Source organism: Alcaligenes nematophilus (assembly GCF_026344155.1).
GTDB lineage: Bacteria > Pseudomonadota > Gammaproteobacteria > Burkholderiales > Burkholderiaceae_B > Alcaligenes > Alcaligenes phenolicus.
The window spans coordinates 280,154-295,699 of the sequence record NZ_JAPKMZ010000002.1; the positions used below are offsets into that span (position 1 = coordinate 280,154).

Annotated in this window: 16 protein-coding genes; 3 read left to right on the forward strand and 13 right to left on the reverse strand. The window is 55.2% G+C overall.

The genetic code is table 11. The annotated features are described in order from the left end of the window. The first annotated feature begins 46 nt into the window (after positions 1-46). Positions 47-1,591, forward strand: a complete 1,545-nt coding sequence (locus OSH04_RS06365; RefSeq protein ID WP_035271470.1) for a UbiD family decarboxylase — start codon at positions 47-49, stop codon at positions 1,589-1,591. A gap of 125 nt (positions 1,592-1,716) precedes the next feature. Here OSH04_RS06365 and gloA read toward each other — a convergent pair whose 3' ends face one another. Continuing rightward, positions 1,717-2,133 (reverse strand): lactoylglutathione lyase, encoded by a 417-nt coding sequence (gene gloA, locus OSH04_RS06370; RefSeq protein ID WP_266108129.1) that lies wholly within the window; start codon positions 2,131-2,133, stop codon positions 1,717-1,719. A gap of 94 nt (positions 2,134-2,227) precedes the next feature. Then, positions 2,228-3,151: a LysR family transcriptional regulator gene (locus tag OSH04_RS06375; protein WP_230940579.1), complete on the reverse strand. Its 924-nt coding sequence runs from the start codon at positions 3,149-3,151 to the stop codon at positions 2,228-2,230. Positions 3,152-3,456: 305 nt separating this feature from the next. Between OSH04_RS06375 and OSH04_RS06380 the strand changes: the two genes are divergently transcribed. Both OSH04_RS06380 and OSH04_RS06385 read left to right on the forward strand, forming a co-directional pair. Continuing rightward, a complete protein-coding gene (locus tag OSH04_RS06380; protein WP_022983431.1) occupies positions 3,457-4,836 on the forward strand; it encodes an MFS transporter in 1,380 nt (459 codons plus the stop codon). 246 nt (positions 4,837-5,082) lie between these two features. After that, positions 5,083-5,517 carry a hypothetical protein gene (locus OSH04_RS06385; protein WP_035271159.1) on the forward strand — a complete coding sequence of 145 codons (435 nt, stop codon included), beginning with the start codon at positions 5,083-5,085 and terminating at the stop codon, positions 5,515-5,517. Positions 5,518-5,575: 58 nt separating this feature from the next. On the opposite strand, the gene OSH04_RS06390 is transcribed toward OSH04_RS06385, so the two are convergent. The 11 genes from OSH04_RS06390 to OSH04_RS06440 all read right to left on the reverse strand — a co-directional run bounded on the left by OSH04_RS06390 (position 5,576) and on the right by OSH04_RS06440 (position 15,481). Further along, positions 5,576-6,886 carry an amidase gene (locus OSH04_RS06390; protein ID WP_266108130.1) on the reverse strand — a complete coding sequence of 437 codons (1,311 nt, stop codon included), beginning with the start codon at positions 6,884-6,886 and terminating at the stop codon, positions 5,576-5,578. After that, positions 6,867-8,033 carry an oxamate carbamoyltransferase subunit AllG family protein gene (locus tag OSH04_RS06395; protein WP_266108131.1) on the reverse strand — a complete coding sequence of 389 codons (1,167 nt, stop codon included), beginning with the start codon at positions 8,031-8,033 and terminating at the stop codon, positions 6,867-6,869. Before OSH04_RS06395 ends, OSH04_RS06390 begins: the two co-directional genes overlap by 20 nt. A 9-nt stretch (positions 8,034-8,042) precedes the next feature. Beyond that, entirely contained in the window at positions 8,043-8,657 is a 615-nt protein-coding gene (locus OSH04_RS06400; RefSeq protein ID WP_035271164.1) for a hypothetical protein, read from the reverse strand. Between the two features lie 47 nt (positions 8,658-8,704). Further along, positions 8,705-9,577: an NAD-dependent epimerase/dehydratase family protein gene (locus OSH04_RS06405; protein WP_035271165.1), complete on the reverse strand. Its 873-nt coding sequence runs from the start codon at positions 9,575-9,577 to the stop codon at positions 8,705-8,707. 20 nt (positions 9,578-9,597) lie between these two features. Continuing rightward, positions 9,598-10,563 carry a PDR/VanB family oxidoreductase gene (locus OSH04_RS06410; protein WP_266108132.1) on the reverse strand — a complete coding sequence of 322 codons (966 nt, stop codon included), beginning with the start codon at positions 10,561-10,563 and terminating at the stop codon, positions 9,598-9,600. Positions 10,564-10,581: 18 nt separating this feature from the next. After that, complete coding sequence (locus tag OSH04_RS06415) at positions 10,582-11,805, reverse strand: aromatic ring-hydroxylating oxygenase subunit alpha (protein ID WP_266108133.1); 1,224 nt, start codon at positions 11,803-11,805, stop codon at positions 10,582-10,584. Between the two features lie 519 nt (positions 11,806-12,324). Then, a complete protein-coding gene (locus OSH04_RS06420; RefSeq protein ID WP_125303742.1) occupies positions 12,325-13,203 on the reverse strand; it encodes a LysR substrate-binding domain-containing protein in 879 nt (292 codons plus the stop codon). Between the two features lie 158 nt (positions 13,204-13,361). Then, the gene (locus tag OSH04_RS06425; RefSeq protein ID WP_035271170.1) at positions 13,362-13,751 is read right to left on the reverse strand and encodes a hypothetical protein; all 390 of its coding nucleotides are present in this window, start codon (positions 13,749-13,751) and stop codon (positions 13,362-13,364) included. Continuing rightward, on the reverse strand, positions 13,748-14,137 hold the full coding sequence (locus OSH04_RS06430) for a phage holin family protein (RefSeq protein WP_009455164.1): 390 nt from the start codon (positions 14,135-14,137) through the stop codon (positions 13,748-13,750). Before OSH04_RS06430 ends, OSH04_RS06425 begins: the two co-directional genes overlap by 4 nt. Positions 14,138-14,295: 158 nt before the next feature. Continuing rightward, positions 14,296-14,613, reverse strand: coding sequence for a DUF883 family protein (locus OSH04_RS06435; RefSeq protein ID WP_009455165.1), 318 nt, complete (start codon positions 14,611-14,613; stop codon positions 14,296-14,298). Positions 14,614-14,758: 145 nt separating this feature from the next. Further along, positions 14,759-15,481: a hypothetical protein gene (locus OSH04_RS06440; protein WP_009455166.1), complete on the reverse strand. Its 723-nt coding sequence runs from the start codon at positions 15,479-15,481 to the stop codon at positions 14,759-14,761. Positions 15,482-15,546 lie beyond the last annotated feature (65 nt).

Consider the following 15,546-nt stretch of genomic DNA (forward strand, 5'->3'; position numbering starts at 1 on the left):
TCAAGGTCTTAACCAAAAATATCTGCAAGCGGAGCCCCGTTCTTCTGTGAAATACCGTGACTTGAGAGACTTTATTGCCCAGCTGGAAGCCAAGGGCGATCTGAAACGGATTACGCAGCCAGTTTCCACCTCGCTGGAAATGACTGAAATCAGTGACCGGGTCCTGCGTGCCGGTGGACCGGCGCTTTTGTTTGAAAACGCCCAGCATCAAGGCTCCAAAGCCGCCATGCCTGTCCTGGCCAATTTGTTCGGCACGCCGCAACGCGTCGCCTGGGGCATGGGTGCACAGGATGTGTCGGCATTACGCGACACTGGCGAGCTGCTGGCCAATCTGAAAGAGCCGCAAGCCCCCACCGGGATGCGTGATGCACTGTCCAAAGTGTCCATGCTCAAGTCCGCCCTGTGGGATATGAGCCCCAAGAATGTCCGCTCTCCCGCGTGTCAGGAAGTGGTGCTGGAAGGCAAGGATGTGGACCTGAACCAGATCCCCTTGCAACTGTGCTGGCCCGGCGACGTGGCTCCTTTGCTGACCTGGGGCTTGGTGATTACCAAAGGCCCTCATGCCAAGCGTCAGAACCTGGGTATTTACCGTCAGCAGCTGATTGGCCGTAACAAGCTCATCATGCGCTGGTTGTCCCACCGTGGCGGTGCCTTGGACTTCCGCGATCATGCACTGACCAACCCCGGCAAACCTTTCCCGATTGCCGTTGCCCTGGGCACCGACCCCGCCACCATTCTGGGTGCGGTCACCCCCGTGCCCGATAGTCTGTCCGAATACCAGTTTGCCGGTTTGCTGCGCGGCTCGCGCACCGAAGTGGCCAAAGCCCTGGGTAGCGACTTGTCTGTCCCCGCCTGGGCCGAGATTGTGCTGGAAGGCCATATCCTGCCCAGCAATCACCCGGATGCCTTGGCCCCCGAGGTGCCTGAAGGGATGAAGCCGCCCGCAGACAGCAGCTACGAAATGGCACTGGAAGGCCCTTACGGCGACCACACCGGCTACTACAACGAGCAGGACTGGTTCCCGGTCTTTACTGTCGAGCGCATCACCATGCGCCGCAACCCGATTTACCACAGCACCTACACCGGCAAGCCGCCCGATGAGCCTGCCGTTCTGGGCGTTGCGCTGAACGAAGTCTTTGTACCCCTTCTGCGCAAGCAATTGCCTGAAATTGTGGACTTCTACCTGCCTCCCGAGGGCTGCAGCTACCGCCTGGCCGTGGTGTCGATTCGCAAGCAATACGCAGGCCATGCCAAGCGCGTGATGTTTGGTGTCTGGAGCATCTTGCGCCAGTTCATGTACACCAAGTTCATCGTGGTGGTGGACGAGGATGTGAACACGCGCGACTGGAAAGAAGTGATCTGGGCCATGACCACCCGCATGGACCCGGTGCGCGATACCGTGCTGGTGGAAAACACGCCTATCGACTATCTGGACTTTGCCTCGCCCGTTTCGGGACTGGGCGGCAAGATGGGCATGGATGCCACCAATAAATGGCCCGGAGAAACCCAGCGCGAATGGGGTACGCCTATCCAGATGGATGAGTCCACCAAGAAGAAAGTGGACGATATGTGGAGTTCGCTGGGGTTGTAAGCCAGAACGCGCCTTCATATGGCACGTTCCAAAAACAAACAAAGACCATCACCGCAACGGTGCATGGTCTTTGTTTTATTCTGCTCTTCAATGCGGGCCAGTCACCGCTACGCCCAAGGCCAGTATCAGGTCGGCGAGGCCAAAGGCTCCACCAGCTCAATCAGATACTCATCCGGGTCAAATACAAAGGCAATGGTACGTTTACCGTGATTCATCTGTTTAGGTGGCGTCTTGATCCTGACGCCCTGCTCCTCCAGATAACGCACCGCCTGATGCACATCCTGGACCATCAAGGCCAGATGACCAAAAGCCCCACCCTTCTCATACGGCTCTTTTTGATCCCAGTTCCAGGTCAGCTCCAGACTGGACTGTGTGCTCTGGTCAAAGCTGAGAAACACATTGGTAAAGCGGCCAGACTCATAGTCTGTGTGGCGCACCACATGCATACCCAGAATATCGCGGTAGAACGCCAGAGACCGCTCCAGATCCAGGACACGCAACATGACATGATCAAGGCCAAACTGTATTTGGGAAGTGCTCATAGCAAGGGGCAGAGGGTTGAAAATTGCAATGTAGCAAAACCGCCCTCCTTGCATCATGACCGCTCATCAAGGGTCCATGAGAAATACTCAAGCCTTACGCACTGGCTGCCATCAACTCCGACGAGATGGTCTGGATGAATAAAGGCACACAGGGATTGGCATTGCTTTCCTGCCACATGATGTTGATGAAGGACTGCGGATGCTGGCCCGACAAGTCCAGATCAATCGCCACCAGATCACGGTGCACGTACTTGCGCAAGGACTGCGACAAAACGGCAATGCCGATATTGGCCGCCACCATGCTCATGATGCCGGTAATGGTGCTGGCTTCCTGCACGGAATTGGGATGAAAACCGGCATGTCGACACAGGGAATAGAAATAGCGCCGCCAGACCTGCCAATGCGTCTTGCTGCCCACTACAAAACGCTCATTGGCCAGTTCCACCAAGGGGATGGATTTTTCTTTTGCCAAAGGATGATCGCTCTGCAAAAGAACGATGGGATCATCACGACATACCGGCTTCCACAGCACGCCCAGTTCCTCGGGGTCATCAGAGAAAGCAAAGCCAAAGCCCAGATCCAGACTGCCCTGCTGCAAGCCCTGTATTTGCTGCTGCGTGGGCATATATAACAAATCGGTTGTGATGTTCGAATACTGCTGCTTGAAGTGCTCCAGCGTTCTGGGCAGCACGTCCTGCACCGCATAGTCGTTATAGGCAATGATCAGGTGTCCGATATCGCCAAACTTGGCTTTCTGAGCCAGCTCGATACCGCGCTCCAGATGCACAAAAACCTGTTCGATTTCCTGCAGCAGTAAAAAGCCTGCCGCTGTGAGCTTGACCTGGCGGGTGCTGCGCTCAAACAGGTCCACCTGCAAATCATCTTCCAGCTTTTTGATAATGCGCGTCAGGCCCGGTTGCGTGATGTGCAGCAGCTCCGCCGCCTTCTTGAAATGCAACTGTTCGGCCACCGTTTTAAAGGCGCGCAGGTGATGCAAATCCAGGCGTGCGGGAATCATGGTTTCGCTCATATTTTAGATTGATAACATCGCGATCAATAATAGTGCGCGAATAGTGAATGGACAAGCAATTTGCAGAGGATTAGCTTATCTAGCACGCACTGGATGGCGCTTTGCAAGCATGCCAGGACCGGATGCCCAGCCCCACGGAAAGGAGGAACTCATCCTGTTGCAGCCGATGCTCTAGCCGAGCTTTCAACCAATACCAAGAAAAGATAGACACGTAGAAATAATAAAAAACCAGCTACCCCCACAGGGTTTGATTTCAAAAAACAGATAGTCCCAATACTTGAGGAGACATAAGTATGCAAAGGGAAAGCACCGTGGCCGAATCGGAACATACCGATACGGGTCACATCAAGAAAGTAATGATGGGTTCAGCGGCCGGTACGATCGTTGAATGGTTTGACTTTGCCTTGTTCGGCTATATGGCCGTCTACATCGCACAAAACTTCTTCCCCTCGGAAGACAAGATGGCGGGCCTGCTGGCCACCTTTGCCGTATTTCTGGTGTCCTTTATTGTTCGCCCCCTGGGCGGCATCTACTTTGGCAGGCTGGGCGACCGCATTGGCCGCAAGAAGATTCTGGCCCTGACTGTCTTGCTGATGTCCGGGTCCACCGCCGCCATCGGTCTGATTCCAACCTATGAAAGCATTGGCATCTGGGCTCCGGTTCTGCTGATCATCATCCGCTGTATTCAGGGGCTGTCGGCCGGTGGCGAATATACGGGCGCCACCATCTACACCGTTGAACACAGCCCCATGAACAAACGCAACTCCTACGCCTGGGCCATGTCCGGTGCCACCTACTTTGCGTTTGCACTGGCAGCCGGGATCAGCGCCGGTCTGGCCGCGATTGTCGGTACCGAGGCCATGGGCGATTGGGGCTGGCGCACCATCTTCCTGCTGGCCGTTCCCATGGGCATCGTGGCCTTCTTCATTCGGGATCATCTGGCCGAGTCGCCCGAGTTCCAGCAAATGCGTGCGGAGAAAAAAGGCCAGCTCAGCTACAGCGCATCCCAGGTGTTCAAGGCAGAGGGTTCCAATATTGTGAAGCTGGGCGGCTTTATCGTGCTGTACGCCCTGTCCTTCTACATTTTCTCCACCTACATGAACACCTTCCTGCGCACGGTCATTGGCTTGTCCTCCGTCCAGTCCCTGACTGCGAACATGGTTGCCCTGCTGTTTGTCACCGCCCTGACCCCGCTTGCCGGTGTGATCTCGGACCGGGTGGGCCGCCGTCGCATGATGCAATTTGCCGCTGTCTGGCATGCGCTGTTCACCATTCCGGCCTATATGATCGTCAGCAAGGGAGCTTCGTTGGAGGCTGCCATTTTCGGCATGCTGATTATCGGTATTGGTCAGGTGGCTGCCAGCGTGGTGGCCGTCACCCTGCTCTCGGAGATGTTCCCGACCGACATGCGCTATACCGCTTCGAGCATGTGCTACAACATCACCTTCGCAATTTTTGGTGGCACCGCACCTTACCTGGCTATCTGGCTGACGGCGCAAACAGGCAGCTATCTGGCTCCCGCGTTTTACGTCACGGTGGTCGCGGTTCTGTGCTTTTTCTGGGTGACTGTGCTGATGCCCGAAACTGCCAACAAGCCTTTGCGCCGCTACCACACCGAACCGGCTCATGATGCCAAACCGGCTGTCAGCATGGGCAAGGCAGGCGCCAGTTAAGCCTTCTTTATTCCCGCTGGTTTTCCGCAATCAACAGCCCTGTAAAACAGGGCTGTTTTTTTATGGAAAAAGAGCATTGATTTACATTAAAAGCAATTCACATAAAGCTGATTCTGCCCATACAGAAACAGTATTCCCATACCGGCTTCTATAGAATAGCCTTCTATAGCCCGCGTCAAATATAGACTCACCTCCTGCCTTAAGCAGACTGAAGAATGCGCTTGCACTGCCCAAGGGATTTGCACCATGACCACCATCAGCCTTACCGACGTAACCGTAAGCAGCGACGCCGCCTCGCATGCCCAAGGGTGGCTGACGGTTCAATTCAGCAATGGCTACCGCATCCAGGCCTCCTGCCCCGAGAGTAATGACAACTGGGCTCAGGGAACCCGGCAGTTGTGCAAGCCAGGACATCACGACGGTCTGGCTCCCACGCAGGTGGACGAGCTGCTGATGCAAGCGGCTGACGATGGCAGCTATGTCGTCTTGCAGGCCACTTTACCCAAGACCTCCATTCCCATGACTTACGCCCGTCCCGCTGACGAGCACGTTTATATGGAGCTGTCCCATAAACAGCAAAGCGTTTTCAGCGCAGATTTTCTGGCCATTGCCGCGATTATTTTCGGGGCCTTGTATGGTTTGAAATGGCTCTTTGAAAAGTACCTGCTGCCCAAACTATAAAAACGCAGCCCAAAAAAAACGTCCTGTAAAAACAGGACGCTTAAAAGAAAAAAGAAAACTACACCGCCAGAACTGAGCTGCTGTTTAAAAAGCGCTGCTGCAACTGACGCGCCTGTAAAAGCAAAACATCATCCTGGTGCGGCTTTCCAATCAACTGCAAACCCATAGGCAACTTCTGGAAATACCCCAAAGGCAGGGACACCACCGGCAAACCCAGCAACTGCCAGGCACGACTCATGAAAGGTGCCCCTGTTCCTTCGGTTTTATAAGGCGCAACACCGGCTGCCGCAGGTGCCAGAATGAAATCCGCCCCACTATCTGCAAACCACTGCAGCATTGCCTGTTTGAGCGTGTCCGCTCTTTGCAAGGCAGCGATGTACTCCTTGTAGGGAAAAGCCAGACCCGTGCTCATCAAGGACTGCATATGGGCGCTCAAGGTTTCATGCTGCTGTTGCTCGTACACCAGATTCCGGGCCACTTCATAAGCCATGATCTGAGCATGCAAGGCCGTCAATTCAACAACGGCGTCCTGCAAGGGAAAATCCACCAGCGTATGCCCCTGTTCCGACAAATCCTGCTGGCACGCCTGCACGGTCTCCAGCATCTTGTCCTGAACGTCGCCCAATGCCTGCCCGGAAAAAACACCAAACACACAAGCCGCCTGCGCTCCCGGCGTGCTCAAACTCAAGGGTTTGTGCAGCAGGATATTGCGCAGCAAGAGCGTGTCGAGCACATCGTTGCTGAGTATGCCCAGGGAGTCCAGAGACTGAGCCAGCGGCTGAATATTGCGCAAGGAAAACTCGTTCTTGCTGCCTACATAGCCAATGCAGCCGCAGTAGGATGCGGGCCGTATGACCGATGCCGCCGTCTGTGTGCCGAAGGCTACCGGCACCATGAAATCAGCCACGGCAGCAGCAGAGCCGCTGGAGGAGCCGCCGGGTGTGCGTTCGACATCATGCGGGTTATTCGTCTTGCCAGCCTGAAAGTAAGCAAACTCGGTTGTGACCGTCTTGCCCATCAAAATGCCGCCTGCCGCTTTCATCGCGGTCACGCAGGAAGCATCCAGATCCGGAATCCGATCCTGGTGAATGGCCGAGCCCATTGTGGTGGGAATACCCGCCGTATCAATCACGTCCTTGACCGCAAAGGGCAGGCCCATCAAGGGCGAGGCCTTGTAAAAATCACTGCGGCTTTCGTACTCGGCCAGATAGTCGTCCTGATCAATCAGATACTGCCAGGCACCAATCTTGTCATCGCGTATAGCAATGCGCTCATAAAAGGAGGCCACGATCTCCGGCAGACTGGCTTCGCCCGTATGCAGAGCATGCAGCAATTGATGCAAAGGCAGCTTAAACCACTGTCGTTTCATGCTGCCACTCCTTGAGAGCTTGCAATAAAGAGGCATCCACCGTCGCCACCCCACCACCAACACGGCCACGTTCTCCGGCACCGTCAATCATGCCCAGCAGCACCAACGGGCCGGTATTGTTGGCAATCACTTGCGCAAAATCGCTAATACCATTGCGCCCGGCCAGAAAGGGCAAGCGGGTTTTCAGGAACTTGTTTTGACGCGTCAGGTAGTCCGAGGGTAGAAAGGCGTGCAGATTCCTGGCACTCATTCCCGCCAGATCCAGACACTGGCCACCCAGCCCTACGAAATCCACGACAGCACTATCGCCCAGGGCACCCAGTGCTTTTGCCTGCTCATTACCGGGCTCTTTATTGCCAGCAATAACAGGAGCATCCGTAACCAGCCAAGTTGTGGAGCTGGCCAATTGCAAACCAAAGCGCAAGCCATTACCGCCGACTTTAACGATGGCATCTGCGCCATCAGCAGGAGCCTGATTTGCCAGAATCAAGGCACTGGCGGCCATCCAGTAATTCAAGGCCCAAGCCATCGCACCATATAGAAAGCTTTGGCTGGCGTCGTCATTAATGCCCCAGGAGACAATAATGTCGGCCAACTGCCGGGAGCCATGCATGGTACGAGCATGACCATCATCACCATTGAGCAAGGAAGCCTGAACAATAGGCCCCAGAGCGACCGGCCCCTGAAACTGTGCAGCCAGCCGCACACCCAAATCCTGATGCAGCCAACGCAGATGCGGCACCATTTCATCGGCAAAAATACCCAGGCGGGTACACCATTGCATGCCTTCATTCAGCACCGAGTATTTCTTGTAGTCGGGCCGATTGCTGTCGCTGACCTCAATCAGATACATGGACGGCGTCACCACTCCGGCCAATGGCACCACCACGCCGTAATCCTGCGCGGGAGCCAGTTGCACGCCCCCTGCGTCCAGCAAGGCTTGCGCCTCTTGTTTGCTAGCTGCCCAGCCCTCATACAAAATGCCGATCAAAACCGAATTTCGGATTGCGGCAGGCAGCTCCTGTGCATCCCGAAACGGTGGCCCGGCATGCAGGACCAGACGGCCTTGCGAGGGCAAAATGGATTGCAGAGGCCGGACCCCTGTCCAGGCTGGCATCACGGCCTGCGTCTCTACATGCTGAGCCATATCGTCTCCTTACGCCACGCGCACCCAGGTTTCGCTGTTCGCCAGGCTGGCGGACTGCGCACGCGAGCCGTTAAAGTCCCGCTCTATGGTGTTGCCCGGCAAGGCCGTGCCATTGATCAGCACCCTGGCTTGCTGGGCCGGGTGGAACACGCACATCATTTCGTGCTGCTGGGTTTGGGTCTGGCTTTGCGGCAGGTCCACACAAATCGCTGGCTGCGTCATGTGATGCCATTGCAATTCCACCGTCAGACCTGCACTGGCGGAGGTGACAGATTCGCTGACCAGCTCAGGGAAACGGTTCACTGTCTGGAAAACGCCGTCACTCAAGACCTGCAACTTGTCCAGCGCCACCGCCTTGCGAAACAGGCCAAAATGGCGCACGAAGTCCCGTACCAGATACTCGGCCAAGGGCTTGTTATCCGTGATCAGCAAACGCGCGTCGCTGTCCTGCCCGTCTTCGTAAGGCTTGTCCAACACCAGGATGGCCTGGCCGCTGCCATACGCCGAGCTGGCGATGCGAAAGTACAGGGACAAGGACGACCAGTCCTGTTCAGGGTCAGTCTTCAAGTAAATAAAAGGGTTGTCACCCGTCCAATCCAAGGTGCCGGTTTTAATTCCCGTCATGCTCAAGTCTCCGTGTTCAATTTGTTCGTCAAGGGCGCCTGGGCGCTTCACGCCAGGTCTTTTTCCACCGCGTATTCCTGGCGCAGTTGCTGGAAGTCCGTGCTTGGTTGCCAGCCCAGAATTTCCTTGGCCGCATGGCTGCTGAAAATGGAGGCACGAGGATTGTTCTGATACCAGCGTGGGTTCTTGATTTCAGGCACAGGGCCAATAATCTGCTGATACCAGTCTGTGGTTGCCAAGGGGTGGGAGCTATCGTCTGCGCTAATGAAAAACACGCCGTAGCGCAAACCTTGCAGATTCACGGCGGCCTCAAAAGCACGCGCCAGATCTGCAGCCCAGATGTAATAGAACAGCCAGTTACGCTGCGGGCTGTCGACAAACTGGATGTACTCGGCAATGGTTTCCGGCAGCACCACGGCCAGTGGACGCAAGCAGATCACTTCCATATCGCTGGCATCACTAAAGCTTTTTGCCATCTGCTCCATGACGATCTTGCTGACGCTGTAGGCCTGATAAGGCTTGTTTTCATGGGCCTCGTCCACAGGCAGATACTGGGGTTTCCAATCAGCTCGCATCTCGGACAGACCGCAAGCCGAAATGCTGGAACACAGCACCACTTTCTTGACACCGTTTTCGCGACAGGCTTGCAGCACATGCCAGGTGCCGCGCACATTGACGTTGATGTACTGCTCTTCGGCGGCCTTCCAGTCAAAATCAATTGCCGCCAGGTGAATCACGGCATCGGCATCTTTGGTGGCCGCACGCACGGCCTCCAGATCCATCACATCCGTTTGAATAAAAGAAACCTGATGCTGGCTGGGTTTCAGATCCGCCACGACCACATCCATGGTCTGCATCAATTGCTGTACCACGTACGAGCCCACACGGCCCGAGCCGCCTGTAACCACCACTTTTTTCATGGTGTTTCTCCTGTTTATTGTTATAGATCCAAAACCAGTTCGGCCGACAAGGCGCGCGAAACGCAGATCATCATGGTTTCATTCAGCTGCCGTTCTTCTGGCGACAGCACAAAATCCCGATGCTCCGGCAAGCCGGAAATGACCACGGTTTCGCAGGTGCCGCAGGTGCCGTTCTGGCATGAGCACTTGACCCGTACGCCTTCCCGTTTCAAGGCGGCCAGAATCGTTTCATCCCCCGCTACCGCGATGCTTTTGCCCGATTTTTGCAAAGTCACGGTAAAGCCCTTGCCTTGCAGCAGGGCCGGATCGGTCTCTACCGAGAAGCGTTCCAGCACCAGTTGCCAGCCAATATCGGCCTGTTCCTGTTGATAGTTTTCCAAAGCGGCCAGCAAAGGCTGCGGACCGCAGGAATAGACGACGGTCTGTGCATCCAGCGTTTTCAATGCGCCTTGCAGATCAAACAGCCCGTCCTGATTGGAGGCATGCGTGGTGATACGCGCAGCATCCACTTGTTGCAGCTCTTGCAGAAAAATAAAATCCGCTGCGTTTCTTGCCAGATACAGCAAATGCCAGTCCAGGCCGGCTACCGCAGCGGCCTGGACCATGGGCACGATAGGCGTGATGCCTATGCCCCCGGCCACAAAAAAGCACTTCTTGTTTGCAGCAAAGGGAAAGTGATTTTTCGGCACGCTGACAGCCAGCGCATCACCTTCCTGCAACACCTCATGGATATACGCAGAGCCGCCCCGCCCGGCTTCTTCTTTCAGAACGGCAATTTGCCATTCACGGGTATTGGCCTGCTGGCCACACAAGGAATATTGACGGTAAAGCGGCTCGGTCTTTGACACCGCCAGCTCCAGCTCAATATGCGCACCCGGCTCCCAGACAGGGAACGCGTCCCCGTCTGGCAAACCCAAGGTCAGGCCTACGACTCGCTCTGACAGCCTGGTTTTCTTCAACACGCGTGTTTGCAAAGTTTGCTGCATGATGCTGCTCCTGCTCCCTTAGGCAATCGCTCGGATCGGCAATACCCGGCTTTGCTCGTCCACACGGCGCTCTTCGGCGCGGTACAGATCAATCAGCCAGTTTTGCAAACGCTTGATGACCAGCTCTTCATTGGTCAAACGACCACGGGAGGCAAAGTTGGATTGCATACCTTGATGCGAACGACGCCAGGCAAACAGGTCCTCGATCATCACGGGGTACAGATCATCGTGTTCCTGATCGAACTTCTCTTTGTGGTCCTCGCGCTCCAACGTTTCCTGCGGGTACATCCAGGACACGCCATAGGTGGACTGCTTGGCGCTTTTGGGCAGCCACATGAAGTACTTCACCTTGTCGGGCATGGCCACCAGCAAGAGGTTGGGCGCTACCGTCACGTAGGAAAGCTGAGTTCGCTCCTGGTCAGTCAAGCCCTTCATGGGCGGCTGCAAGATGGAGCCGGTATGCGTGGGGGCTGCGTCTTTGTGGGTGGAGATCAGGTTGTAGGAGACAATGCCATTGGCCACGTCATTGAAGACAGCGGTTTCATCCACACGATCCGGATTGGTTTCGTACATGCCGCCCCAGGAGGAGGCGTGCAGGAAGCTGCAGTGGTAACACTCGTCATTGAAGATCTTCCAGTTCCAGTCGAAACCTTCCATCTTCAGGGGTTCCGAGGACTTCAGCTCGGACATGCGATAGTTCGCCAGTTGCTTGCCCAGATTGCCCAGGCGGGTTTGCAAGGCCGGTGCCGTAGCGTCGTAGTTGATGAAGATAAAGCCTTCCCAAACCTCGGCGCGGATCTTGGGCAAACAGACGCTCTTGGGGTCAAAGCTGGCACCGGTATCGGTCAGACCTGGGGCGGAAACCAGCTCGCCCTCCATGTTGTAGACCCAGGCGTGCAAGGGGCAGCTGATGCGGCGTACATTGCCTGCCCCTTCCAGCAACAGCATATTGCGGTGACGACAGACATTGGACAGCACATTAATGCCGCCTTCGCGGGTGCGAATGGCGAACAAGGCATCATTGCCTACGTCGAAAGTGAAGAAGTCGCCGGCATTGGGGATGTCAGTTGCACGGCCCACACAGAACCACTGCTTTTTCCAGACGGCATTCAGTTCAAACTGGAAAAACTCTTCCGAGGTAAAGCACTCGGGGGGCAAGGCGAAAACCTCGTCGGTTTCCTGCTGAAAGTAGCTGCGGTCAAATTCTTCAATCGCAATGGGCGAACGTAGAGCGGTATTCATCTCAATATCTCCTCTGGTTTGCATGAGCACCATGAATGGCTTTTATTAGGTCAGGCCAATCATGCGACAGGGAGCGACGCTTGAAAATTGAGCAAATTTGACGGAACGATGAGTTTTTTTTGTTGTTGAATCGGACGAAGGGAAAGCGGTGGATCGCAATCACTGCAAAATGAGGCCGTTCTCGGCGACGTAAAGCCCGATTGAGGGCTGCGTGTCAGCCATTTGGAACCAGGGATGAGCGGTGTGAGAACTAGGCGGAGCTTGATAAAACCTCCAGCCACGCACGTCAGGTCGGGGTTCCACACCCTGATCGATGAGAAATGAGCAATGAACGATGTGCGATGTACGATGTACGATGTACGATGTGTATCCAGCCTGGTTCAGGAAGGCCGATACATAAAAAAAACCTGCATATTTGCAGGTTTTTTTAAAGACGCAGAGACAGAGACACGGTAAGCAAAGAGCGAAAAAAGCCCGGTCACCGAGCACAACACATGGCAACCATCAAGCAACTACCGCCTAGCGGATTGCAATCGACGCGACCCAATCCACAAACTCCTGCTCCTGTCGGCTAAGGTTCGCCTCCTTGGGGTAGGCCAGAAAATAGGCGTACTCTTCCAGGCAAACATCGAACAGCTGGACAATTTCCTTCTTGTCGATCAAAGGCTGTAACAAGGCCGGACAGCCCAGCATCACCCCTTGGCCATTCAAGACCGCATTCATGCGCACATTGGTGTCATCAATGTGAAAGCTCTTCTTGGCCGTCAGCTCCTGTCCTGCTGCCTTGCGTAACCACTGCTCCCAGCACAGCTGATTTTCTTCGTGAATCAGCACATGCTGGTTCAGATCCGCCGGGGAGGTGATCTGGCCATGCGCCTGCAAATAAGACGGTGCACACACTGGCGTCAAATTGCCGGGAATGATGCGCAAGGTCTGCAACTGCGGCCAGTCGCCCTGCTTGCCCCAGACAATTGCAAAATTGATGTTGTCCCTGAAAAAATCCGGTGCCTGCAACCTGTGCAGCAAGTTGATTTCAATATCCGGATGCTTCAGCCAGAAATCCCCCAGTTGCCCGGTAAACCACATGCTGGACACAAAGGGCCGCAAGGACAGATTGATGCGGCTCTTGCCGTGAGGCATGCGCAATTCACTCAAGGCCTGATTGATCTCGTAAAAAGGCCGTTGCAAACGGTCAAACAGAAACTGGCCCTGATCCGTCAGCTCCAGCGAACGGTTTTTACGCAAAAACAGCTTGCAGCCCAGATACTCCTCCAGCACCTTGATCTGGTGGCTGACTGCCGAGGGAGAGACCAGCAGGTCTTCTGCCGCCTTGGTGAAGTTCAACCTTTGCGCCGACACCGTAAAGGTTCTTAAGGCATTCAGTAATGGCACCTGCATGACGGGCTATGTCTCCTGATGTGGGTAGCTTTGTTCTGGAATTATTTATTATCGGAGCATAAGCCTTGCCGCCTTCAAAAACCAGTCGGGCAGAACGTGGAACTTCTGGCAGGCAAAAAAAAACCGGCCTGGGCCGGTTTTCAAACAGACAAGCAGACTTACTCGTCCACATCGGTTTTGCGTCGTACCGGAACCAGTACATTGCGTGCTTTCTCGCGTGCCGACTTGGAAGAATCAAACAGCTTCCAAGCTCCCAGAGCCAAAGCCCCGATACGCATCCAGCGCCCGCCAAAACTGCTCAGCACGGCAGAAGCACCGGACAACAGGAACGGATAACGGCGCGACAAGGACAGCGCGCTGGTGACCACACCGCCCATGCTCAAACCCGAAGGCTTGACGCTGTTCCACAAATTGCCGGGGCTTAAATCTTCGCCCAGGGAGTGGATCTGGGACGACATGGTCTGCCGCTCCAACGAGGCGCGGACTCGCAACAGTTCAATACGCACAGCCCGCTCCTGGGCGGACATGCTCTCTTGCTTCGTGCTCATTTGCCGTCTCCCTCGGAATCCCTCAAGCGCTCAATAAATGCGACATCGCGACGCAACTCGGACAAGGTGGCCGAAAAAGGAATCGGGCCTGTGGTCAGACGACGGCGTACGGCCAGGAAAAGACCCACTCCCAAACCGGCATACAGAACGACCAGCACTCCCAAAGCCCAGTAACGATAATCCGTAGGCCAGAAGTACAACGCCAGCAACAAGCTGAAAACCAGCACCGCCAGAGTGGAGAACAGCAGTGCGCCAAACACCATGCTGAAGATGGTGATCAGGCTTGCCTTTTGCTGACCGGCTTCCAGAGCGAACAGCTCCAGCCTGGTACTGACAGCCCCTATCAAGGTAGAACCAAGCTGACTGATAGTTTGCCTAAGCGCCATGATTTATCCCTGCTCTGCGACATCCTGCCATTGCATGCAATGACAAGAGCCTGATTTCTAAGAGGCTGCCGATCTGGACCGCAAAGTCCAGATCGGCAGGGCTGCTTTTTATGCTGCTGCAGCCCAGCAAAGGGCTCGCAGCGCAGAGCAAAGACAGATTAACGTCGGCTGATCAGCATACCGAACATCAGACCCACAATACCGGCCACGCCGATGGCTTGCCAGGGCTTGTCGTGGACATAGTTGTCGGTTGCCTTGGCGGCACGCACACTGTGCTCGACCACGGCTTCCTGAGCATCATGCAGGGAATCCCGGGTCACACGCAGAGAGCGCAGCGCTTTCTCACGCAGCTCACCGGCCTTGTCGCCCGTGGCTTCAGCGGCCTCACGCATCAGTTTTTCAGCTTCATCCAAGCTCGCTTTCACTTCTTCGATGAATTTGTCTCCGCTGTTTTCCACACTTTTCTTGGTAGCCATAAATAACTCCTTGCAGTTGAAAGGGACACGCGACAAATACGTATCGCCAAGTGAATGGCGCCATAGCAGCGCCGCACAAAATTCTTTAACCCGCTGTTTTCAGGATAAAGATACTCGGTGTACCTGAGACCAGTCAGTCGCAGGTTTACTTCAGTTGCGTCACATCCACCGTGGACGGGACACCGTTCTGAATACTTTCTTGCTTCATCACCATCTGCACATCCGGGCAATACCAATCCGTAACTTGGGAGTTGATGCCCGGTATGGGCAGACTGATGCCACTGAAACTGGCCTGGGTAGGCTCGATCTCGCGTTGATAACGAATAGGCCAACATTGGTAATTGCCCAATGCAGTCTGTACCGATTGTTGAGCTCCAACCGTCTTCGCACCGGTATGAATGCGCAAGACATTGGCGTTGGACTGGGAGCGCTTGTCCAGATTGATCTGGAAATCCTGGCGCGGGAAGGTCTGCCCTTCCTGCAGCCCACCGTGTTCGTAGGAAAACAGGCCCAGCAGGCGCAGGTCAAACGAACCTTGAACGGCTTCCAGACCACCACGGCCATCATCGCGCTGGAAACGGGTGCGGCCATCGCGCACCGTCATCACGTAGTCAATATTGGGCTTGCTGGCCGGCAAACCGGCCAGAGCTACACTGGCCTTGCCCTGTACACGCGCCTGGCACTGATCACCGCCCTGCTTTTTCACGTCAGAAAAAGCCAGATCAGCGCCCAAGGCCAGAAAGCCCGAGCCAGTCAGTTGTATCTGCCCACCGTCACGCATGAAAGGCACGTCACACAAACCAGCCTGAGCCGAGCTCAGGCCCAACATGACCAACAGCGGTGCAGCCATCCAAGCATTCAGTTTCATGTACATCCTGATTCAGTGAAACTTAGATTCGACTCTTTATTATGCCTATCCCCTCTGGCGTACTG

Coding starts and splice junctions, on each gene's coding strand:
- gloA (WP_266108129.1), bottom strand. CDS start 2,133: ATGAGCACTTCCCAAATACAGTTTGGCCTTGATCATGTCATGTTGCGT.
- OSH04_RS06375 (WP_230940579.1), bottom strand. CDS start 3,151: ATGATTCCCGCACGCCTGGATTTGCATCACCTGCGCGCCTTTAAAACG.
- OSH04_RS06380 (WP_022983431.1), top strand. CDS start 3,457: ATGCAAAGGGAAAGCACCGTGGCCGAATCGGAACATACCGATACGGGT.
- OSH04_RS06385 (WP_035271159.1), top strand. CDS start 5,083: ATGACCACCATCAGCCTTACCGACGTAACCGTAAGCAGCGACGCCGCC.
- OSH04_RS06390 (WP_266108130.1), bottom strand. CDS start 6,886: ATGAAACGACAGTGGTTTAAGCTGCCTTTGCATCAATTGCTGCATGCT.
- OSH04_RS06395 (WP_266108131.1), bottom strand. CDS start 8,033: ATGGCTCAGCATGTAGAGACGCAGGCCGTGATGCCAGCCTGGACAGGG.
- OSH04_RS06400 (WP_035271164.1), bottom strand. CDS start 8,657: ATGACGGGAATTAAAACCGGCACCTTGGATTGGACGGGTGACAACCCT.
- OSH04_RS06405 (WP_035271165.1), bottom strand. CDS start 9,577: ATGAAAAAAGTGGTGGTTACAGGCGGCTCGGGCCGTGTGGGCTCGTAC.
- OSH04_RS06410 (WP_266108132.1), bottom strand. CDS start 10,563: ATGCAGCAAACTTTGCAAACACGCGTGTTGAAGAAAACCAGGCTGTCA.
- OSH04_RS06415 (WP_266108133.1), bottom strand. CDS start 11,805: ATGAATACCGCTCTACGTTCGCCCATTGCGATTGAAGAATTTGACCGC.
- OSH04_RS06420 (WP_125303742.1), bottom strand. CDS start 13,203: ATGCAGGTGCCATTACTGAATGCCTTAAGAACCTTTACGGTGTCGGCG.
- OSH04_RS06425 (WP_035271170.1), bottom strand. CDS start 13,751: ATGAGCACGAAGCAAGAGAGCATGTCCGCCCAGGAGCGGGCTGTGCGT.
- OSH04_RS06430 (WP_009455164.1), bottom strand. CDS start 14,137: ATGGCGCTTAGGCAAACTATCAGTCAGCTTGGTTCTACCTTGATAGGG.
- OSH04_RS06435 (WP_009455165.1), bottom strand. CDS start 14,613: ATGGCTACCAAGAAAAGTGTGGAAAACAGCGGAGACAAATTCATCGAA.
- OSH04_RS06440 (WP_009455166.1), bottom strand. CDS start 15,481: ATGAAACTGAATGCTTGGATGGCTGCACCGCTGTTGGTCATGTTGGGC.